The 22,749-nt window shown below is 49.2% G+C and carries 17 protein-coding genes; 6 read left to right on the top strand and 11 right to left on the bottom strand.

The window, feature by feature from the left end:
- Positions 1–11: 11 nt before the first annotated feature.
- Positions 12–593, top strand: coding sequence for a DUF1643 domain-containing protein (locus ASF99_RS05180; RefSeq protein WP_035397944.1), 582 nt, complete (start codon positions 12–14; stop codon positions 591–593).
- A 105-nt stretch (positions 594–698) separates the two neighbouring features.
- Entirely contained in the window at positions 699–1,499 is an 801-nt protein-coding gene (locus ASF99_RS05175) for an SMI1/KNR4 family protein (protein WP_055967399.1), read from the top strand.
- Between the two features lie 74 nt (positions 1,500–1,573).
- Here ASF99_RS05175 and ASF99_RS05170 read toward each other — a convergent pair whose 3' ends face one another.
- The 8 genes from ASF99_RS05170 to ASF99_RS05135 all read right to left on the bottom strand — a co-directional run bounded on the left by ASF99_RS05170 (position 1,574) and on the right by ASF99_RS05135 (position 11,059).
- Positions 1,574–3,949, bottom strand: coding sequence for a glycoside hydrolase family 31 protein (locus ASF99_RS05170; RefSeq protein ID WP_055967396.1), 2,376 nt, complete (start codon positions 3,947–3,949; stop codon positions 1,574–1,576).
- A 153-nt stretch (positions 3,950–4,102) separates the two neighbouring features.
- Positions 4,103–5,626, bottom strand: a complete 1,524-nt coding sequence (locus ASF99_RS05165) for a cardiolipin synthase (protein ID WP_055967393.1) — start codon at positions 5,624–5,626, stop codon at positions 4,103–4,105.
- 111 nt (positions 5,627–5,737) lie between these two features.
- Positions 5,738–6,859 (bottom strand): GTP-binding protein, encoded by a 1,122-nt coding sequence (locus tag ASF99_RS05160; RefSeq protein ID WP_055969434.1) that lies wholly within the window; start codon positions 6,857–6,859, stop codon positions 5,738–5,740.
- A gap of 477 nt (positions 6,860–7,336) precedes the next feature.
- Entirely contained in the window at positions 7,337–8,221 is an 885-nt protein-coding gene (locus ASF99_RS05155; protein WP_055967391.1) for an alpha/beta fold hydrolase, read from the bottom strand.
- Between the two features lie 19 nt (positions 8,222–8,240).
- Complete coding sequence (locus ASF99_RS05150) at positions 8,241–8,687, bottom strand: DinB family protein (protein WP_055967387.1); 447 nt, start codon at positions 8,685–8,687, stop codon at positions 8,241–8,243.
- Complete coding sequence (locus ASF99_RS05145; protein ID WP_023467904.1) at positions 8,680–9,198, bottom strand: GrpB family protein; 519 nt, start codon at positions 9,196–9,198, stop codon at positions 8,680–8,682. Before ASF99_RS05145 ends, ASF99_RS05150 begins: the two co-directional genes overlap by 8 nt.
- A gap of 90 nt (positions 9,199–9,288) precedes the next feature.
- The gene (locus ASF99_RS05140) at positions 9,289–10,026 is read right to left on the bottom strand and encodes an acetoacetate decarboxylase (protein WP_023467903.1); all 738 of its coding nucleotides are present in this window, start codon (positions 10,024–10,026) and stop codon (positions 9,289–9,291) included.
- A 13-nt stretch (positions 10,027–10,039) separates the two neighbouring features.
- Positions 10,040–11,059, bottom strand: a complete 1,020-nt coding sequence (locus ASF99_RS05135) for a ketopantoate reductase family protein (protein ID WP_055967385.1) — start codon at positions 11,057–11,059, stop codon at positions 10,040–10,042.
- A gap of 101 nt (positions 11,060–11,160) precedes the next feature.
- On the opposite strand from ASF99_RS05135, the gene ASF99_RS17705 reads away from it, so the two are divergent.
- Positions 11,161–12,042: a LysR family transcriptional regulator gene (locus tag ASF99_RS17705; RefSeq protein ID WP_055967382.1), complete on the top strand. Its 882-nt coding sequence runs from the start codon at positions 11,161–11,163 to the stop codon at positions 12,040–12,042.
- 38 nt (positions 12,043–12,080) lie between these two features.
- On the opposite strand, the gene ASF99_RS05125 is transcribed toward ASF99_RS17705, so the two are convergent.
- The 3 genes from ASF99_RS05125 to adhE all read right to left on the bottom strand — a co-directional run bounded on the left by ASF99_RS05125 (position 12,081) and on the right by adhE (position 19,455).
- Positions 12,081–14,795, bottom strand: a complete 2,715-nt coding sequence (locus ASF99_RS05125) for a bifunctional 2',3'-cyclic-nucleotide 2'-phosphodiesterase/3'-nucleotidase (RefSeq protein WP_055967379.1) — start codon at positions 14,793–14,795, stop codon at positions 12,081–12,083.
- 475 nt (positions 14,796–15,270) lie between these two features.
- Positions 15,271–16,671 carry a hypothetical protein gene (locus tag ASF99_RS05120; protein ID WP_055967375.1) on the bottom strand — a complete coding sequence of 467 codons (1,401 nt, stop codon included), beginning with the start codon at positions 16,669–16,671 and terminating at the stop codon, positions 15,271–15,273.
- A gap of 189 nt (positions 16,672–16,860) precedes the next feature.
- Positions 16,861–19,455 (bottom strand): bifunctional acetaldehyde-CoA/alcohol dehydrogenase, encoded by a 2,595-nt coding sequence (gene adhE, locus ASF99_RS05115; protein WP_055967372.1) that lies wholly within the window; start codon positions 19,453–19,455, stop codon positions 16,861–16,863.
- Positions 19,456–19,791: 336 nt separating this feature from the next.
- Between adhE and ASF99_RS05105 the strand changes: the two genes are divergently transcribed.
- The 3 genes from ASF99_RS05105 (at position 19,792) to ASF99_RS05095 (ending at position 22,694) form a co-directional block, all read left to right on the top strand.
- Positions 19,792–20,343: a beta-class carbonic anhydrase gene (locus tag ASF99_RS05105; RefSeq protein WP_035397969.1), complete on the top strand. Its 552-nt coding sequence runs from the start codon at positions 19,792–19,794 to the stop codon at positions 20,341–20,343.
- Between the two features lie 314 nt (positions 20,344–20,657).
- The gene (locus ASF99_RS05100) at positions 20,658–21,977 is read left to right on the top strand and encodes a Na+/H+ antiporter family protein (RefSeq protein WP_035398635.1); all 1,320 of its coding nucleotides are present in this window, start codon (positions 20,658–20,660) and stop codon (positions 21,975–21,977) included.
- Between the two features lie 123 nt (positions 21,978–22,100).
- A complete protein-coding gene (locus ASF99_RS05095; RefSeq protein ID WP_023467894.1) occupies positions 22,101–22,694 on the top strand; it encodes a DedA family protein in 594 nt (197 codons plus the stop codon).
- The last annotated feature ends 55 nt before the right edge of the window (positions 22,695–22,749 follow it).

Genomic DNA, 22,749 nt, shown 5'->3' with positions numbered 1-22,749 from the left:
AGGCACCACCCATGACACCAGCCGATTCTTCCGAACTCTTGATTGAGGAATCGTCGATCCGCGTCCAGACGACGTTTGATCGAGACAAGACGAAACGCTATTTACGCAGCTACATCTTTGACGACATCGCAGAAGGTACGCACGTCGCCGCTTTAATCTACACACCACGGACGACGGACGCCTTTCTCTCTGGAACGACGACACAACGTGCGTACAATTTGATGAAGAAATATGTCAGTGATCCTGTTAAGCAATATGACATCATCAGTTTGATGCCGGACCTGCTCGTCAGCGAGGATCTGCCGTTCGCGCAAGCGAGCTTCGATGAGACGAACTATGAGTTCGTCGCAAAGACACTTGCTGAAGTCAAAGCGAAAAATGGCGTCGTCCTCTGTGGCTGGGGATCGCCTGGTCGACTGATGCACCATTTACCGGCTTACGAGGATCTATTCAATGAATATGCCGACATCTTGTACTGCTCCGGCATTACGAACAAAGGCGAACCGAACCATCTGCGCTTGACGATGGACGATAGCCCGATGATCACGTACAACGACATGAAACAAAAAGCGAAAAAATTGCGTCGTAAATGACGCAATGGACCCTTCCATAACGGCAAGGGTCTTTTTTTGAAACATTTTCCATCAACTTCGCGTATAATCAAAGTCTACATATTACATAGCAAGGAAGGTCATACGATGCCATTTTGGGATGAAGAATTACAGGAAGAACCGATGATTTCAGTCAAAGAAACAGACATTAAACGAATCGAGCAAGCCGTCAACGGTCGACTCCCCGTCCGTTACCTCGAACAAATCCAGGAACAAAACGGTGGTGTTCCGGAAGCCATGGCCGTGATGGTCGAGTTCGAAAATACATGGTCGGACGAAGAAACCGGATTACACCTCCCACTCCGCTCCATGACGTCATTGACATTCGAACGGTATCTGGACGAATTGTCGGTCCTCCGGGAATGGGACGTCGAGGGAAACGTCATGATGTTCGCGGAAGGAGAAGGTAGCTATTTTTGGTACTTCCATTTTACGGAAGCCACCGAGCCGACTGTCTGGTGCCTCGATATTTCAGATGAGACGACACATTTCGTCGCAGCGACCTATGACGAGTGGTTAACGAAGCTAAGTACTGATGTTCCGGAAGTTGTCATGTCAGAATTCGTACTGCTGACGCTACCCGAAATCAAGGATATCCTTCGTGGAGATGACGAAAATGAAAAGCTCCTCGCCTACTCCCACTGGATGATTCTCGATGAAGAACAGGAAGAACTCGTTGAAGCGTTCATGACACTGATTGAACGAAACGACCATCCTGATTTCCTCGACTCCTATGCGTATTACCTCATGGAAGTCTTGACGAACAACCCGGAGTTGTTAGAACAGAAACGAGCCGACGTCACGGCCTTGATCCTCAGCAAAGGTGACGATCTCGATGCAGAGGATCTGTTGTCTTGGATGGACGAAGAGAAAGACGAAGAGTTATGACCTAAACCATAAAGCCAGTATTCCTCGTCCAAACGGATGACGAATACTGGCTTTTTGCATGCATGTAAAATCTTTTAAGACAACATCAACTCAAGCAGGCAGTCGACGAGATCCTTCTCGAGTTCAAGTGCTTGCAACTGGTGCATCATGTTGACCGGATCGAGCTTTTGTGACAATAGACGGTACAAACGGTCCTTCAGGTCATAGCTGATTTCCGCTTGGTCGAGAAACGCATACAACCGGTCCATCTTGTTCTCGTTCGTCGACATCTCGACTTGAAGCGACAACGTGATCGTATCCGTCACTTCACCGAGTTCGACACGAAGTGACTGCGTCGCATGATCATAGACGCCGGTGACACTTTCCCCGTCGCGCTGCACGTAACCTTCGCGGACCCCGCGTAAAATCAATGTGATTGACCGATTTTCCGGTAGCAAGTCATGGTGTCCGGTTGGTGCCGCGATCGTCAACTCACGTGCTTCCCAGTCGAGCGCAAACGTCGTCTCAACGTTGACACCGTCGCGGTGCGCGACACCTGTGCTATCGTCTTCGAACAACGTAAACCGGTTCGATGCTCCCGGGAAGACGACGACTTCGAGATCGTCCGGATTATGCAGGGCATTCGACTGTTCGAGATGACGACCGAGTGGAACGATCGCACCGGCTTTTGCGAGTACGCCTTGGTCTTCGAGATAACGGAACAGACGGATCTGTTTGCCACCTCGATAACGGTGCCCATTGAAGAAATCGAACCATTCTCCTTCTGGCAACCATGCAGTCGCAGCCGTCATGTGCAGTTTCCGATGCATCGGCGTGACCATCGGCGCGACGATCAATTCCGTTCCGAAGTAAAACTGATTCGGGACATTGTATGCTTGATCGTCTTCTGGATGCTCATAATACATTGGTGAGACGAGGGGCAAGCCGTCAAAGTGATTGCGGGCATTCATCGTGTAAATGTACGGCACGAGCTGATGCCGGAGTCGTAAATATTTCTTCATGACGTTCGCCGCATCGGTTGAATAGCGCCATGGTTCTTTCCCGTTGAAGATGCTCATCGTGCTGTGCAGACGCATGATCGGACTGAAGACGCCATACTGGAGCCAACGTGTCGATAACTCGTCATCTTTCTCTCCGCGTTGGTGACCCCCGATGTCATGGCTCCACCATCCATAACCGATGTTCGACGCTGTCGCCGTGAAGTACGGCTGGAATTGGAGTGATGCCCACGAGATGATCGTATCGCCTGAGAAACCGACCGGATAACGATGACTTCCGGGTCCCGCGTAACGCGAGAAGATCAACGGTCGATTGCCGTCGCGGGCGATATCGAGCGCGTGATAATGATTGAGCATCCAGAGCGGATCGAGCCCTTTCATCTTCGAGTTCGCACCCTGTTGCCAGTCGATCCACCAGAAGTCGACGCCATCTGCCTCGTGCGGATGATGCAGCTTCGTGAAGTAGTTCTCGATGAACGTCCGGTCCGAGAAATCAAACGGGATTCGGACATCCGATTCGGGATCGACGCCCATCGCGACTGCCATCGCCTCGTAGGCTTCCTCAAACCCACGCACACCGTCCGCCGGATGCAAGTTGAGCGTGACCATCCGGTCGTCGTCCTTCAACCATTGTAAGAATCCGCGTGGATCCGGGAATAGATCACGGTTCCACGTGTAGCCCGTCCAGCCACTTCCGTAGCGTTCCGGGATATCGGTGACATGCCAGTCCATATCGATGACACTGACCGAGAACGGAATGTCTTCTGTCTTGAAGCGCGTCATCAAATCCTTGTATTCCTTCTCACTATAACGCCAGTAGCGACTCCACCAGTTGCCGAGTACCTGACGTGGTAACATCGGCGTCGGTCCTGTCAGGTGGTAGAAGTCACGCAGTGCCTGTTTGTAGTCGTGACCGTATCCGAAGTAATAGATGTCATGCGTCCCGGAGCGTCGCGGTTCGACGAAGTGGTCTTCCGTCAGGACGAACGCGTTCGAGTCGTCGATCGCCGCGTAACCTTGCCGGGAGACAATTCCTTCTTCGAGTGGGATGACACCGTCCGCATGGTCAAGCGTCCGTGCCGTTCCTTTTAACGTCCGGAGCGGTCCGCCGAACGTATAGCGGCTGTAGTAGGTACTGAAGTTCCCTAAGACATCGATATAAAGTGTGTTCGCAGCGAACGGTCCCTTCGTATAATGCAGATGGACGTGCTCGGTGATGATTTGCAATTCTTCCTCGTTTTCGACGATGCGGTAAGCAGGTACCGGGAAATCACGATTGAAGACCGTTTGGGTCGGTCGATCCTCGAACTGTCCATCCGCCGCGTACTCGAGTCGAATCATCCGACTCGTCAAGACCGTGAAACGGTAGACATCTCCTTGGATGATGGCGTCTGGTCGTGCTTGTGGTTTCATGTCGCGCGTGTAGAAATGGGATTCATCAATTGTTCGCATACGGGTTCGGGACTTGCGCCCCTTTCACTTCCTTCCAGGCTAAGTAGTGTGCAACCGATTACACATCTAGTGTATAAGAGTTCATGTTCCCACTTCAAGGAAGAATGAACCAAAAAAACGTCCCGCACCTGAAAATCGATGCGGGACGTTGCGTCATAATAGTGGTGAAATCAAGCGCGAGAGCGACTCAAAAATGCGGAAGCGAAGCGGACGTTTGACGTAATCGTTCGATGATAACTGAATTGAGACATCGAAATCAGCGATGAAGTCACGCTCGAGCTGTTCCGCACTTTCCGTGTCGTACAGGAACGCCATCAGTTCATAGTTGAGGACAAAACTGCGAATGTCCATGTTTGCCGTCCCGACGGCACCGATTTTCCCGTCGACGAGAAACAGTTTGGCATGGATGAAGTGACGGTTGTACGTGTAAATCTTGACGCCGTCCTTCAGAAGTGGTCCGAAGTAGGACCGGGTCCCGTAATAAGACGTAAAACTGTCGCCTTTCCCCGGCGTCAGGATGCGGACGTCGAGTCCGGCACGTGCCGCGAGTCGGAGTAGCGTCATCGTCTCATTGTCCGGAATCAAGTACGGTGTCGCAATCCAGATCGAACGTTGCGCTGCGATGATCGCGGCAATCAACGCATTGCGAATCGCGGGGTCCTTTGAGGTCGGTCCGCTCGTGACGATTTGAATCGCCCCGTCTGACGCCACATCATGTTTCGGGAAGTACTGGTGGATTGACTCATCCCCCGCAAACGTCTCCCATGTGTCATCCGATTCGATTTGGGCATAGATCCAGTCGTCGAGGAACGTCGCTTGTAATTCTTTGACGGCACGTCCTTCGAGCCGCAAATGCGTATCACGCCAAAACCCGAACTTCTTACTCTTGCCGTCGTACTCATCCCCTACGTTCAATCCGCCGGTGAAGCCAACTTTTCCATCAACGACGACGATTTTTCGGTGATTGCGGAAGTTTGCCGTGAAGATGAACAAGGGACTCGAGATTGGATCATAGGCTGCGATATGCGCTCCAGCGTCGCGTAGCGGGCGCAGGAAGTTCTCACCGAGCATATAGCTTCCGAGTCCGTCATACATGAACCGCACCGTTACTCCGGCTTCGAGTCGTTCCATCAACGCTTCACGGATTGCCTTGCCTGTCTCATCGTTCCGATAAATGTAGTACTGGATGTGGACATGATGCTGCGCTTGACGAATCGCGTCCAAAATCGCTGGGAACGTCTCTTCCCCGTTCGTCAGGATTTCACTTGCTGTATGAACGTCCACCCCGCCGCCACCGAAGTTACGAATCGTGTTCGCAAGCTTCAAGTGATTCGGTGGCAACTCACTGACAGCAAGCGACCGAACTGGACGAATCGCTTGCTTGAGCAATTTCCGTTCGTCATGCGAACGACGATTCCGACGGCGACGCCGTGGATTCCGACCGAACATCAACCAGATGATGACTCCGAGAATTGGTAAGAAAATCAGAACGAGGAACCAAGCGATCGTTGATTCTGCTGTCCGGTTTTCGATGAAAATGATCATGATGACGGCGAGCGGCACGACCGTCGCTGAAATCGTTAAGACATAAAATAAATAGCCGAGTTGATATAGTCCCCAAATGATGCCACCGGCGACTAAAAATACGAGTGCGAATTGTAAAATCCGGTTGCGCACAGATTTTCCTCCTTCAATTAACATACCTTCACTAGTATTCTTTCCCCATTCACTATGAAAATATAACAAAAAAGAGAAACCGCAGATACGGTTTCTCGAAAGATTGACCTCTTATAAAAATGTTTCTTCGTACATCTCGCGACCAGGAATTGGATCATTCAATGATGCCCAGTCCGTTTCGTCTGCTTGGACGAGACACGCATCGAATAGCGCTTCGAGCTTCTCTTGTTCTAGTCCGATGCCGATCAAGACGAGTTCGGTCCGTCGATCCTCATCTGATGCAAAACGACCAGCGTATTCCATGTTCGACGCATATCCTGCCTGATGGAACAGCAATGCCATCTCGGGACGTGTCGCAAGGAATAAGAATCCCTTCGCCCGGACGACTTCTTGCGGCCAGTCTTCGATCAAGGCAAGCAAACGCTCCGGGTGGAACGGCACGTCGCGCTTGTAGACGAACGAGCTGATCCCATACTCTTCCGTTTCCGGAATATGTTCTTCCGCATTCAACTCACGGATCCAACCAGCACTCGCTGCCGCTTGTTCAAAATCAAATAGATCAACATCTAAGATGTCTGCCGGATCGACTTGACCATACGTCGTCTCGATCAAACGGGCAACTGGATTTAATGCCTTTAGATAACCGATGACGGTATGGCGCTCTTCCGGTGTCAGGCGATCGACTTTATTCAAGACGATGATGTCCGCGAACTCGACTTGATCGACGAGTAGATCGACGACTTCGCGCACGTCTGTTTCATCGACTGCCTGTTTCCGCTCAATCAACGATTCACCAGACTCGAAGTCCTTCAGAAAACGATATCCATCGATGACCGTGACCATTGCGTTGATTTTCGTGACTTGTGATAAGTCGATGGCACTGTCCGTATCTTCGTACGTAAAAGTCTGTGCGACCGGAATCGGTTCCGAGATACCACTCGACTCGATGACGATACCGTCAATATCGCCTTGGTCGACGAGGCGTTTGACTTCAAGTAATAAATCGTCACGTAACGTGCAGCAAATGCACCCGTTCGAAAGCGTGACGAACGACTCTTCCGTTCGCGAGAATCCGCCTTGCTCAATCAATGCCGCGTCAATGTTGACCTCACTCATGTCGTTGACGATGATCGCGAGGCGGCGCCCTTCGCGATTATGTAGTAAATGGTTCAATAGTGTCGTTTTACCGGATCCAAGATATCCAGATAAAACGGTGATCGATATCGGTTGCATCATCATTCATCTCCTAAAACGTAATCGTTACGTTTTATAGAGTAACCGACTTTTTACCTGACGTCAATCGTAATGATTTCGATTTATTTTGTTCCCTAAAAAAAAGCCGATAAGCATCGACTCAAGGAGTAGACCGGTCTGACTCCAAAAAAATGACGCATCTTCTCACGCCCTTTCCTCAGGCGAGACACAAGCCAGTTTTCCTGCTTCCTTCAAGCAGGAAAGCGGGTCTTGTTTGTCTCTGACAGCGCATAATGCGCTTTTTCCTGTAGGAGTGGCGTGTGACGCGTCATTTTTTGTAGATACTGGCTTTAGAGTCAGCTCCGTCAGATATTCCGAAGCACAAGAAAAAAACGTTTTTTAGCTCGGAATCGCTTTCTAGGGAAATACAAGCAGAAGCGACCCTGCAACGAAGTGAAGCGGTGCGATGCTTGTCCCAGGAAAACGATTCGAGCGAAACGAAAAAGCGTAACCTTACTACTGACTTTGAATAGGTAAATCCCATGTTGTACCAATCAAATCCGTGATCCGCTCCGCTGCCTCGTGCGAAAACCCGGCAATCGTGTAATGATTTGTATCCGCAATCACATGATACATCCCGTTCGGTAAACTATCGGCGAACGCAGCGTGAGCCGCATTGATTTGTTCGGTCAATGCTGGATTTAACCAACTTTCTGGCATACCACCCGCCCAGTTCGAAGCGGACAGGACGAGGACCGGCTGTGTCACGTCTTCAAGCAACGAAAGAATCAGCTGATTGTTCTCCTCGACCGTTTGCCATTCGTCGAGCGTCCCTCGCCAATGCCCGGGTGCTGCAAAATGCCGCCACATCGGTAATTGATCGGCTTCCGGTAAGACACTGAACATCTTTTTGCCGAGACGATCAGGAATCATCCAAGCGATCGGTCGGACGTGACTAAGGAAATAGAGGAATCGATTCCACTCCTCTTGTGTTCGTTCGTACCAGTTCGGTAATGCCGCATCGACATCCGGATGCGACGGATCGAGCAAGACGATGCCACGTGTCTCGTCTGCAAACAGACGTCCACTTGCGAGCGAGATATAGGCGCCGAGCGAGTGACCGATGAAGACATATGGTCCTTCGACACGAAGCATCCGTAAGACGTCCGCGAGCTCATCCGCTTGATGAGAGAAGAGCCGTTTATTTTTGCCACGACTCGACCGCCCATATCCGAGACGCGAATATTCAAAGACCCGTCCCCGTTTCAATAATTCAGTCCGTAACCAGCCCCACTGGTGTCGATTCGACATCATTCCGTGATCGAGGACGAAGGTGACGTCCCCACTTCCCGTCAGCCGGGTATCAAAGCGACCGGCTGATGTTTCAACGATATATTCCATACACTATCCCTACTTCCATTCATTCAAATAACGAGATCTCTAGCTCGTACCCAAGGATATTCAAGTAATCAAATAACTGGGATCGATGATGATAGAGATGCACGGCTGCTTCGATTGCCCAGCCATTCATCGAGTCGGTAACTCCCCAGTACGTCGGACGCGTCGAAAATCCGGTCGTGACTTTTTCTTGATAGACAGAAAACGCACGATTGATTCGTTCATTTAACTGATCGCGCGGGACCGGTTCCGCATAAAACGCCTGCATCGCTTCAGCCGTCGCCCCTTCTGCGATCATCAAATCGGCTTCGAGTAACACAGCGAGATGGACAGCGACTTCACCGACGGTCCGTTTCCCGGGGATTGGTCGCGCGTCCCAGTCCTGCGCCTCGATCTTCTCAAATAATGCTTTCGACGTCTTTACACCAACACCGACATGGCGAATGAGGGCATGTTCCCAGTCAGTCATGCGCATTCTTCCAAGCGATTGCGCGGTGTTCGAGTTCCTTGACGAACGCATCCTTGCCGGCGATATAGGCTTCGATATCAAGCGGATATGTCGTTGCTAATTGTTCCTTTAATGCTCCGTAAGCAGCGGCTTCTTCTGGATGGGTACGTAAGTAATCCCGAAAGACGAGATGACGCATGATTTCTGGATTTCCTGCCGCATAGAGATGGATGTGATGCGTCCGTTCGTCTCCACCTTTTCGATAGTACCGACGCCCCGGCATCCCGAATTCACCCTTCGCTTCGTAACCGAGCGCTTCCATCCGTCCGTCGAACTGCTCAATTCCCTCGAGTGTATCTACGACGGGTAAGATATCGATGATCGGTTTTGCAGCGAGTCCCGGAACTGATGTACTTCCCATATGATGGATCTGCTTAAGACGTGCTCCGAAAACCTCTCGTAACTGATCCGCTTCTCGTGAGTATTCACTCGCCCATTCTGATTGATACGGTAACACAATGACTTGTCGCATGGTCGTTTCCCCCTCTCAATTCAGTATGCCAGTTTTTGGGGTAAAACAAAACGACCATCCATTTTGGAGGTCGTTAATGTTAGAGAGTCGTTAATCCGTTAAATAATCATACAGTTTCGCAGGTCCACCAAGTCGAAGATCAGCGATGATATGCTGGGCATCGACGATCTTCCGAACAGGGAAGTCAGCGAGTGGTGCCATGACATGTTCGAATAACTGAAGTCGCGCCGGTCCACGGTATGCTTCTTTAATCTCAAGATCCGTGATTTGACTCCGCGTCAGTTCGGAGATGATCAACTCGCCTTGATAACCGCGATGCTGTTTGAGCATGAACTGCGGCGCACCGACAATCGATTGTGCCTCTTCGACCGCCATCGGAACATACTTGTATCCCATCGTCGCTTGGGCAACGCGGAGCGAATGATAGTCAAGCGTTCCAACGAGTACATCATTGTCGAGATAAAGCCGGGGTGAACCATACTTCTTCGGAAACGCAGCCACTTCACGACCAGAAGCGATCGCCGGCTGATTGTTGACATACATCGAGAGATAAAACTCACCGACCTCTTCTTGATACCGAACCGGAATGACTTGCCCGCACTCGAGATAACTCCCAAGACCTGTGCTATCCGGCATATTGATGATCTCAAACTTGATCTGATTACTCAGCACCTCGAGCGGTTCCGGAACGACTGCTTGTAACGCTTCGATGTCCGTCTCATAGATGATGTTCAAGTATTCCCGATTCCGAAAGAAGATATCGACCGCCGGAAAGACCGGTGCATTGATCGGTGTCGCGACGATATTTTTTACATCTTCCTGTCTCATCTGAATCCCTCCTTTATGCGTTTAACAATGCGGCAAAGCGTGCGACACTTGTTTCAAAATCTGGAACCGTCTTCGCTACTTGCGCTTCTTCGACGATTTCTTGAATGAGTGAGTTGAACGGCGTTTTGATATCGTACGTGTTGCCGTACATCGTAACGATCCCATTGATGAAACGAATTTCGGTCGGTTGCCCTTTTTGTAAGTCCTGCAACATGCTCGCTTCTAAGTCACGCGACCCGTGCATCAATTGTGGCACGGTGATCAGTTTTTCATCGATATCGTCTAGTGTTGCGTAGGCTGCCGGCTCAAACGTACTCATCGGCGCGAATGTGATGCCGTGGGCGTGACCGACTTCAACGACTTCCTGCATCGTATGGATCGCTGCCCGTAGCAAGACCGGATGATCGAGAACGTCGCCATACGTACCGTTACACGCAGCGGATAACCCACTGAACGTACTATTGATGACGAGTTTTGACCATTTCGTTCCCGGTAGATTATCAGAGACTTCCGTCCCACCGATGTGATCAAGGATTTCCTTCAAGTGAATGATTCGGTCCGTCTTCTTACCGTCCAGTTCACCGATTTGCATCGCATATGTCTTGAAGTGCTCGTAATCCGATGTCAGACGTGACTCACCTGGTCCGACGTACGTCGCTCCGAACTCGACGGATCCCGCGATGATACGTTCGCGCGGAATCTGTTGTTGAATGAATTCTTCTGGTACACCGTTCTGCAAGGAGACGAGAATACCGTCTTCCTTCAAGATCGTCCGGACTTTCGCCAGGACCGGTTCATTGTAGACCTGTTTCGTCAGCAACAATACGATATCGTACATCTCCGTGATGTCATCCGGATGCATCGCATGGACGGCTTGCGTCAAATCTGGTCCAATGACATGCGCGCCTGTTGTGTTTAGCGCTTCGATATGTGCGCGATTCGTATCGATCAGATCGACACCCGCATACTGTTGACTCAAATAAGCTCCCATGATGGTTCCTAGTGATCCTGCTCCGTAAATTCCGATTTTCATATCTATCACCTCTGGTATTTACGATATACTGGTTTCATCATAAACAGAAATATATATATTTATATATTTTAATAACCTATAGGTTATGTTAGGAGGATATCATGGAACTCTTACATTTGAAGTATTTTCGTCACGTCGCGGAGGAATTGAACGTGACGCGTGCTGCCGAACGATTATTCATCAGCCAACCCGCCCTCAGTGCGACGATCAAAAAACTAGAACGTGAATTGAACACGACGTTGTTTCATCGAAAAGGCAGAACGATCAGCTTGACCGACAATGGACGACTTCTGTTGCAATCAGTCGAAAAAATCGAACACGAGCTGACACGGGTCCAGGAACGCATGGCGCGAAATGATGCCTCTACCGAAACACCACTCAGTCTTGCCAGTTCGCACGGTCGCTTCATCCAATTAATCCTACGGGAATTTCTCTTGCCGCAGACTGCGCCTTTGTTCAACTCGGACATCCTCTCGAATCGCGACATTTTAAGTGGCCTGCTCCATCAAGAATTCCATTTCTCGATCAGCTTCATGGAACTCAAGCATCCGCTCATTACGAGCGAACCGATCGTGGAAGAGGAGATTGTCATCACCTATCCTGCTTCCTATTCAGAGAAAGAAGCGATCACGGCGCTCTATGCGGACGCAACGGAGACTGCCTTTTTATTTCCCTCCCACAATAAGGATTACAACCGCTTCATCCAATTGAAGATGGCGGAACTGAACATTTATGCCGATACCACGCACTATATTGATGACGTCTCGCTGCAACTCGCCTTACGTCAGCAACGGTATTTCAGCTTCGTTCCCGTCTCCGTCTGTCGCGAGATGGGACTTCCCTTCATCACAGACGATGTGTTTACCGTTACCTCACAACTCTACATGTCGCACGCGACGGATCAATTGACGGTCGAGCAAGCAATCATCTATGAACGCATTAAACGGTTTCTGCTCTCGCAACGCACGTATCTAATCAAATAAAAACAGATGCCTGCATATGCAGACATCCATGTGAGATATTACTTCGTAATGAAGTAGCGTGACTGATCGAGATGATCTTTCGCTGTATAGATGTTGAGTTTGTACGAGCCGTTCGTCAATGCTTGACGCATCTTCAAGACATAGTTCCCGTGCTGATCCGCTACGTCTTGAGCGATCAATTGATAACCAGCTTCTGTTTTTTGGTAGAGGCGGACGATTTGTCGTTTTTCGACTTTACCTGTCAACGTCTTTTTGCCTGACCATTTTTTGACCGGATACGTGTTCTTAATCGTGAACGACGCCTTTTTCGTGATCTTGTTCGAGATGTCTGTCGACTTGACCGTGTACGTACCTGTCGTTAGACCATTTTTGACCGCAATCTTGAAGCCGCTTGCCGTCGTTTTCGCTTTAGCGATTTTCGTCGATCCTTTATAGAGCGTCACGTCAAGACCTTCCGTTGCTTTACCGCGAAGGACCGTTGAACCGTAGACTGCTGACTTTTTATCGATCGCTGGTGTCGCAACGACACCTGTGCCGACTGTGACGTTCGTTTCTGTCTTCATGAAGCTAAGTTCCGAGACGATCGTCAACTTGTCACGCAATTTGAGCGGACGTGTCACGACTTCGTATTGACCCGCTTCGTTTGCTGTTGCTGTACCAAGGACTTTTTCGCCAAGTTTGACTGTGACTTTCGCACCTGGAACGGCTTGACCTGTGACGACTTTTGCCCCTGGTTTGACTGCTTTTGCTGAGACCGTGAAGTCTTTCATCGGCACGTTCATGTTGAATTTGAGGAACGTACCTGTCTCACCTGGACGTGTTTCACCTGTGTTCGTGATGCCTTCATAACGCTTGACGTACGGTGCAGCTGCAGCCGCTGAATCAAAGCTGACCGTTGTCGGTTTGCTTGCGACGAGTGACCAGTTGTCATCGGCTTTATAATCAACCGGTTGTTTCGCTTTGATGAAGTCCGAAATGACGTTACGTGTTTCGTAGGCTGATTTGTAGACGATATTCTTTCCGCCACCAAGACCTGGGAACGTCGCACTGCCTGCGCGGTAGTTGTTCGTCGCGACAAGGAATTCTTGATCGTCTGCGATCGCTTTGCCTTGATACTTGATGTTTTGGACGCGATTTGCGTCTTTATTGACGACGACACCGTTAAAGTCGAACTTCGCTGGTTTCGTGATATCGATTTCATATGTCAATCCATCGAGGATATCAAAGTTATAGCTACGGAAATCTTTGTTCAACAAGTTCGTTTGCTCACCGCCGACTTGGTTGAACTGACCGGCTGACATTTCGAGCCAGTCTTTGACGTCAGCACCTGTTACTTTGACGACTTCGAGTGTATTCGGATAAACATAGAGATCGGCGACGTTCTTGAGTGCGATTGGTCCTTTTTTGATCAATGTATAATCGGATGCGTTGACTTGGTTACGACCACCAGTCTTGAATGGTGCACCTGCTGACAACAATGGAAGATCTTTATATTTCGCGAGATCGGCATTTTCTTTGAGTTGTTTCTCGACATACCATTTCTGAGCGTTCGTTACGAACTGAACTGAATCATCGTCTTGCGCGAGAGCGAAGAAACTTTGGATGTCATCATTGATCGTTCCGACTTCTTGACGAATGTACGCGAGTGTTCCTTCATGTGTTTTTTCAATCAACTTGACGGCACCGGCATCTGCTGTCGTGTCTTTCGTGACGTCCGCTAGTTTCGCACCTGACGTATCAACGACCCATTTCCCGTCGACTTGCTTCAACTGAAGATCGATGACACCGACGTTTTTCCCTTGTGTGTTTGCCATGACGACTGGTTTACCATTGATTAGACCTTTTTCTTTATCAACATTCGGCAATTTATTGAACGCTGAATCGACTGCTGGGAACTTTCCGTGCTGGTGACCTGTCATCAAGACATCGATGTCTGCAACTTTTGTCAATGCGTAGCCGACATTCTCATCGCCGTCTTTTTGATCCGTCGTATCCCCGATACCTGTGTGTGCGAGTGCAACGACGACGTCTGCGCCAGCATCTTTTAATTTCTTCGCTGTTGCTTTAGCAGTCGGGATGATATCTTCAGCCGTGACTTTCCCTGTCAGGTTCCCCGCATCCCATGCCATGATTTGTGGCGTGACGACTCCGAACACACCCACCTTGACTGTTTTCATGTCACCGTTCTGGTCCTTGACTTGACGTTCGATGATTTGATAGTCTTTTCCATCTTTGTTGTAGTCCGCGACGATCGGCTTTTTCGTGACTGCATCCAATACGTTCGAGTTGACGAACTTGATTGAACCGCTCGAAGCACTCATCGCTGACTTGAGGAAATCAAGACCGAAGTTGAATTCATGGTTTCCGAGCGTGACCGCATCATAACCGAGGTATTCCATCAATTCGTACATCGGATGTTTGCCTTTGTTTCCTTTGTCGTACTGGTTCTTCACGTAATCACCGAATGGCGTTCCTTGAAGTGTATCCCCGTTATCGAATAAGAAACTGTTCGTTGCGCCTACTTCAGTTTGTTGCTGTTTAATGACCGTAGCGGCTTTGACGAGACCAATCGTTTCGTCCTGCGCATCCTTAAAGTAATCGTAGTTCATTGAGTTCGTATGTAAATCCGTTGTTTCTAGGAAGCGTAACTTGACGACACTGTTGTCGGCAGCAAGTGTCTTGACTTGAACGACTGGTACGAGCATCGGTGCGATCAATGTCGACGCGATGACGAGTTTCGTTGCTTTTTTCATATGGATTTTCCCCCCAGGATGTTTTGACTGCTTCATTAATTTAGCATGGTTCGATTATAGCTAATAGTCCTTTCAAATAGGTCGGACATCCGTCTTATTTAACCTACTTAACTAATTCCAAATACTGGCTTAACATTGTTGATTTTACCTTTACAAACCAAGTTTGAATGGTAAAAAAAGGGGGTGGTGAAAATGAGATGAACCACGTAAAAAAACGATACGTTTTCAGGACATGAACCTGAAAACGTATCGTTTATGCTTGATGTAGAACGTAACTGTTCATTCTCGACTCCTACAGGGAAAGAAAGCATGTTTTTCGCTTGCGTCAGGGTCAGGTGAGACCCGGTAGACGAAACGTATAGTTTAGGATACCGCGGCTTACCTCCCGCCTGTGGAAAGCGAGAATGACAGCAACGTTCGTCGTCCCCATTCATGGTACATCTCCTAATGGAGGAGCTTCATCACTCCACGTTCCTTAAACCGCTTTGTCTGGCTTCCGTCGGACGACATAACCAAGAATTCCACCAAGTAACGCAAGCCCTGCGGCGTATAGTACTGTCCAGCCTGCCGTCTGTTGAGCGAACTCGAATAAGACGTCACTGCGCCATTTCATTGCGAACTGAACGTACGAAGCTTGACTGACGATGAAGCTGATGACACCGATCGCGATCGCAAAGACGAACGGATCGATGATCGATTTGAAGCTTCGGATACTACAGACGAAGTAGATCGCAAACGTTACGAGCAACAACACCCAATACGCACTCTCACTTGAGACATTCGGTGGCGTCGCTCCTGCCGATTCCGCATCAATCACTTGAATCGTCTGCCGCGCGACGCCGTAATCAACAGGATCGAGCTTCAATTGTGTTGCTGACAAATCAGGACGTTCTCCACCGAGTAACGTCAACAATTGTTCTGTCACCCGGTCCGTGTCGATCCCATCGACGACTTTTTGGATCGAGTCATTGAGTTGATCCGTTGAAGTCTCCCCGTTCAACATCGAGACGGGAATTTCCGCATTCGCTCCAAGAACGTCTGCTTGATACACGACTTGACCGCCGTGGATCCAGTCGTACATCCCGCCACTTCCGGCGTTCAGACTCGCGACGGTGAGTGCCGTCCGTAGTGAGGAATCGCCGTCATATTCCGCTTCGTCCTGTACCGTAAAGACGAGTTGAAGCGTACTTGCGAGCATCAAAATCAGTAAGCTGGCACGTCCAGCAGCTGTCAGACCGGATAACTTTTGCGGGAAGAACGCCATCCAACCAAGCAAACTGACGACGAGAAGCGGTAAGATGCCACTCATCGCATAGCCGTCTTGTAACGAGAGGAATGGCACGTCGTTTCCGCGTCCGGCAAGGACGAACCAGATGATCCCGACGGTTAAGAAGAAACTAACCGATCGAATCGTCCACCCAAGACGACTTGCCTTAATCCGTAATACTAAAAATAACAGGCCGATTAAACCGATGCCAAAGACAGAATAAAGTAACGTGCCGTAAGAGACATCGAACGTAAGTGGTGCGAGGACCTGTTTTAAGTCGATCCCAAACAACGATAAGACATCACCGGCAGAACTCGCGTCGAGTACCTGATTGATGATCCCTTCCCGGACCGCACTCGGCATCGTGATCGACAGCCCACCGACGAACAGTAGCATCAATGACACCGTGATGTCTGCATCTTTCCAGGAGACATCCGCCTGTTGCATCTGCGTCACGAGATCCTGATAGTCTGAGGATGAAGTGATTTGTGAAGTCAAAAATGCCATCACGCCATAGATGACACCGAAAAAGAAGAGACCGATAAGGACGCCAAACAGGACATCCCAGACGGAAAACCGTCGTTGTTTCCTTTCTTGCCTTGACTCCATCCCATTTCCTCCTTTTTATGTCTGATGTTTGAATATTCCTGCTACAGCAAAACCAAAAACATCAAATTCATTCAACAGCCATTATATCCCACCTTTTCTCTGACTGTCTCCACTGATTTCCAAAATAAAAACCGACTTCTCACAGTGAGAAGCCGGTTGAACGATCAGGTGCCATGGTATTTTTCTCTATTAGATGCCTTCGTATGCTTGTTCCATGATCGTCCGTAACTCAGCGACAAGCGGCATCTTCGGATTCGCCGTCGTACATTGATCCTCGAAGGCATCGACTGCCATCTTATCGAGTTTTGCCTCGAAGTCTGCTTTTTGAATGCCTTGCGCCTTGAATGACATCTTGATGTTGAGACGTTGTCCAAGATCAGCAACCGCTTGAATGAGTGATTCGACCCCTTGTTCCGTCGTTGCTGCCGGAAGACCGAGGTAGCGTGCGATGTCGGCATACCGCTCATCCGCAACGAATGATTCATATTTCGGGAATGCTGCTAGTTTTGTTGGACGTGACGCGTTATAGCGAATGACGTGCGGCATCAGGATCGCGTTCGTCCGTCCGTGTGGCGTGTGGAATTCACCACCGATTTTGTGCGCGATCGAGTGGTTGATGCCGAGGAAGGCGTTCGCGAATGCCATCCCTGCCATCGTTGACGCGTTATGCACTTTTTCGCGTGCTTCGGCGTCTGATCCGTTAGTATATGCTCGTGGCAAGTAGTCGAAGATCATCTTGATTGCTTTCAGTGCCAGTCCATCCGTGTAGTCGTTTGCAAGCACCGAGACGTATGCTTCTGTCGCATGCGTCAAGACATCCATTCCGGTATCAGCAGTGATTGAAGCTGGAACGGTCATGACGAATTCCGGATCAACGATTGCGACGTCAGGTGTCAATGCATAGTCAGCAATCGGGTATTTGACATTTTTCTCTTTATCCGTGATGACGGTGAACGGTGTCACTTCTGAACCTGTACCAGAAGTCGTCGGAATCGCGACGAACTTCGCTTGACGACCAAGTGTCGGGAATTGATACGCCCGTTTGCGAATATCGAGGAATTTTTGACGTAAGTTTGAGAACGTTTCGTTCGGTTGTTCGTAGAAGAGCCACATTCCTTTTGCAGCATCCATCGCTGAACCACCACCGAGGGCGATAATCAAGTCAGGCTTGAAATCACGCATCGCTTGAGCACCTGTCTGAACAGTCGTCACCGATGGATCTGGTTCGACTTGGTCGAAGATCCGGTAACTGACGGACTGTGGTAAGTTTTGAATTACTTTATCGGCATACCCGAACTGTACCATCGTTGGATCAGTGACAATCATGACACGTGAGACGTCAGTCATCGACCGCAAGTACTGAACGGAGTTCTTTTCGAAGTAGATTTTTTCAGGGACCTTGAACCATTGCATGTTCACGCGTCGTCTCGCCACCTTTTTGACGTTGAGTAAGTGTTTCGCTGTCACGTTTTCAGAAACAGAGTTTTTCCCGTATGATCCGCAACCGAGTGTCAGTGATGGTGTCAACTCGTTGTACAGATCACCGATTCCGCCATGAGCAGATGGGCTGTTGACAAGGATCCGGCAGGCTTTCATGCGGAGTCCGAACGCTGTCATCAAGTCATCGTTCGTCGTATGAATGACGGCTGTATGACCGAGACCGCCGATTTCAAGCATCTGTTCTGCAATCGTGAACGCTTCTTCGGTCGAAGCGACGCGGTACGCACCGAGGACGGGACTGAGTTTTTCATGAGACAATGGTTCTGCCGCTCCGACGTGCTCGAGTTCTGCGACGAGCATGACCGTCGTTTCCGGAACATCGATTCCGGCTTTTTCTGCGATCCATGTCGCAGGTTTCCCGACGATGTCCGCGTTGACGGCACATGTATCGGTTTTGATGACGAGTGATTCGAGGCGTTGTTTTTCTTCCGGTGTACAGAAGTAACAACCGAGTGCTTCCATTTCCGCACGAACCGTCGCATAAATCTCTTGGTCGACGATGACAGCTTGCTCAGACGCACAAATCATCCCGTTATCAAACGTTTTTGAAAGAACAAGATCGCTGACTGCCCGTTTGACTTTCGCAGACTGTTCGATATAACACGGAACGTTCCCTGGTCCAACACCAAGTGCCGGTTTACCTGTTGAATACGCCGATTTGACCATTCCTGCTCCACCTGTCGCAAGGACCATGGCGATTTTTTCATGGTTCATCAAGACTTTCGTTGCTTCAAGTGATGGTTCTTCGACCCATTGAATACAGTCTTTTGGTGCCCCTGCTTTGATGGCTGCGTCGCGGAGTGTTTTCGCTGCTTCGACGGAACATCGTTGTGCCGATGGGTGGAACGCGAAGACGATCGGGTTGCGCGTCTTGATCGCAATCAATGCTTTGAACATCGTCGTTGATGTCGGGTTCGTGACCGGTGTGACACCACAGACGACACCGACGGGTTCAGCGATATATGTGATGCCGTTTTGGACATCTTCTTCTAAAATCCCGACCGTTTTTTCATGACGTAGACTGTTGTAGATGTATTCTGTCGCAAACATGTTTTTAATCATCTTATCTTCAAAGACACCGCGTCCCGTCTCTTCTGCCGCGAGACGAGCGAGTTCGACGTGCCGTTCAAGTCCGGCAAGTGCCATATCCCGAACGATCGTATCGATTTTTTCTTGATCGAATGTCAGTAATTCTTGTAATGCGCGTTGCCCTTTTTCAACGATTTGTCCAACTGCTTGTTCGACCGGCGTTGCCGTCGATTTTGTTTTTTCTTTCACAGCCATGAGTGGTTTCCTCCCTGTCGTGGAACGAATCTGAGTTTGATTTGCTAACCATTATGTCAGGAATGCCAAGCTGTTTTTCAATAGTTTGTGCTTTCCTTCACAAATCAATCATAACCCCTTTTTCCTGTTTTGTGCATGACCATCCTGTGAATTCCATCACACCTTTGATAGCGTTTACAACTGTTGTGAGTTCTTCTTTTTCATCGTTTTGCTTCATGTACATAGATGTGTGCGATTTGTCACACCTCGCATTTTCGTGACTTGATAGCCGTTTCATCATCTTGTATTCTGATATGGGGTACATATTAAGAGCTACCACTAAAGGAGGACACTTGAATGTCAGTTGTACAGGAAATGCTAGCCTTCAACGAGCGATTCGTCGCCGAAAAACAGTATGAGCAGTTCGTCTCGGATAAGTTCCCGGACAAAAAGGTCGTCATCCTGACGTGTATGGATGCCCGATTGACGGAGCTCCTCCCACACGCACTTGGTCTTAAGAACGGGGATGCGAAGATCATCAAAAATGCCGGTGCTATCCTATCGCACCCATTCGGTTCCGTCATGCGCTCGATTCTCGTCGCATTGTATGCTCTTGGTGCTGAAGAAGTCGTCGTCATCGGTCACCACGACTGCGGCATGAGCACGATTGATCCTAACCACATGATCAACGAGATGAAGGATCGGGGCATCGACCAACAGATTCTTCACACGCTCGAAGTATCTGGCGTTGATTTGAATCAATGGTTGCGTGGTTTCACGTCAGTTCAAGAAAGCGTCGCTCACTCGGTCAGCCTCGTGAAGAACCATCCATTACTACCGCCAGGAACGAACGTCCACGGACTCGTCATCGATCCGGGTACTGGTAAGCTCGACGTCGTCGATTGCTGATCACTCTCTATAGAAGAAACGCAAATAGATTCGGATATTCTACTCCGTCTTAATTTAAAAATAACGTGCCATATTTTCTCGTAACGGAGAAGGATGGCACGTTTTTCGTATGAGTCATTTTCAGTGTTCAAAACGCTTCTCACTTCATGCTTCGGGGTATAACAGAATGTAACTTCTTGTGGAGAGCTAAAAAGCGTATCATTCATCTTTCGATTACGAGGTCAGACTTTTACTCTTGACAGCATTCCAACATGGCTGTAAGATACTTTAGTATAGTACAGTGATAACAAAAGAAAGTGTGGTTTTACTGAATGATAAACGCCGTATTGTTTGCCGTCTTTTTACTATTTATTTTAGCGATCTTCCGCGTCCACATCGTGCTCGCGATGGTCATCAGTTCGTTTGCTGGTGGTCTCGTCGGTGGTCTTGACCTGACTGCGACGACAAAAGCATTCTCCGGTGGTCTTGGTGACGGAGCAGAAATCGCCCTTAGCTACGCGATGCTTGGTGCATTTGCCGTCGCCCTCTCGAAAACAGGTTTACCGGATGCACTTGCGCACTCTTTGATTGCGCGTTCGCGTGGTAACGCAAGTGCCGCTTCCGTCAAAAAATTAAAAGGATTCATCTTGTTCGCGATTCTCTTGCTTGCGATCAGTTCACAAAACGTGTTGCCGATCCACATCGCATTCATTCCAATCATCATTCCGCCGTTGCTCGGTCTCTTTTCTCAGCTTAAGATCGATCGACGCCGGATAGCGATCATCATGACGTTCGGTCTTGTGACACCATACATGTTCTTACCGGTTGGATTCGGAGACATTTACCTCAATCAGATTTTGCTGAAGAACCTGAAGGCAAATGGTCTCGATACTGCTGGAGCTTCCGTCATCGAAGCAATGGCGATTCCAGCACTCGGAATGGTCGTTGGTCTCTTGATCGGTTTGTACACGTACCGGAAAGAGCGGACGTATGAGATTCGCGACATCGCTCCAGACGATTATGAAATTCCGGTCATCACGAAAACGAAGCTTGTCTTAAGTGGAGTCGTCGTCATTGCGACCTTGATCGTACAACTACAGACCGGATCAATGATTCTCGCTGCGACGACGGGGTTGATTCTCTTCTTGTTACTTCGTCTTGTTCGCTTCAGTGAAGCAGATGACGTCATTACACGCGGTATGCGCATGATGTCATTCATCGGTTTCGTCATGATTTCAGCGAACGGATTCTCAAACGTCTTGCGTAAGACGGGCGATATCGAGCCTCTCGTCGAGAACTCGAAAGCGTTGATGGGCGATTCGCAACTCGTTGCCGCCTTCGTCATGCTCTTGATTGGCCTTCTCGTCACGATGGGTATCGGCTCGAGTTTCTCAACCGTTCCGATCATCGCTGCCATCTTCGTTCCACTATGTATCCAGTACGGATTCAGCTTAGAAGCGACGATTGCTATCATCGGTACATCCGGTGCTCTCGGTGACGCAGGTAGCCCGGCGTCTGACTCGACACTCGGACCAACGAGTGGTTTGAATGCTGATGGTCAGCATGATCACATGCGAGAAACGGTCATTCCGACGTTCCTGCACTACAACATTCCATTACTCATCTTCGGTACGATCGCTGCGGTTGTATTATAAAAACAAGACGGATTCGCTGTCATCGCGGATCCGTCTTTTAAATTGTCTCCGTTTTTTTCCTTTTCATTTCGTCCTCGGTTCTCTAAAATAAAGGAATGAACTGATACAAAGGAGTTGTCTAACGTGTTATCTCAAGTCGTCAACCAGATTTTGCTTTCGCTTGCCGATCTCGGATATTTCGGCATCGCCCTCGGGTTGATGATTGAAATCATACCGAGTGAAATCGTCCTCTCTTACGGTGGATTCATGATTTCCCAAGGAACGATCGGCTGGCCGCTTGCTATCGTCGCTGCCGTCATCGGTGGATTATTCTCGCAATTATTCTTATATTGGTTCGCTCGCTACGGCGGTCGTCCCCTTATCCTGAAATACGGGAAGTATGTTTTGATTTCAGAACATCATCTCGATCTAGCCGAGCGTTGGTTCTTAAAGTACGGACAAGGCGTCATCTTTGGAGCCCGTTTCATCCCGGTCGTCCGTCATGCCATCTCGATTCCGGCAGGTCTTGCCAAGATGGATCAAACGAAGTTTTCTCTTTATACGGTGCTTGCGATCATTCCGTGGTCGATCTTGTTCCTGTATCTTGGTGAAACGCTCGGAACGAACTGGCGCTCGATCAAGGAAGTGGCTGCACCGTACACGAACGGTGTCCTAATCGCTGCCGTCGTCTTGATCATCTTCTATGTCATCTACAAACGCCGTCAACGAACGGTTTGAACAACTAGCAGTCTGTCTGACGACGGACTGTTTTTTTAAACAAACAGGAGGTCCT

The sequence above is a fragment of the Exiguobacterium sp. Leaf187 genome, from assembly GCF_001423925.1.
Classification (GTDB): Bacteria; Bacillota; Bacilli; order Exiguobacteriales; family Exiguobacteriaceae; genus Exiguobacterium_A; species Exiguobacterium_A indicum.
This window is presented reverse-complemented; position numbering and strand designations above follow the sequence as displayed.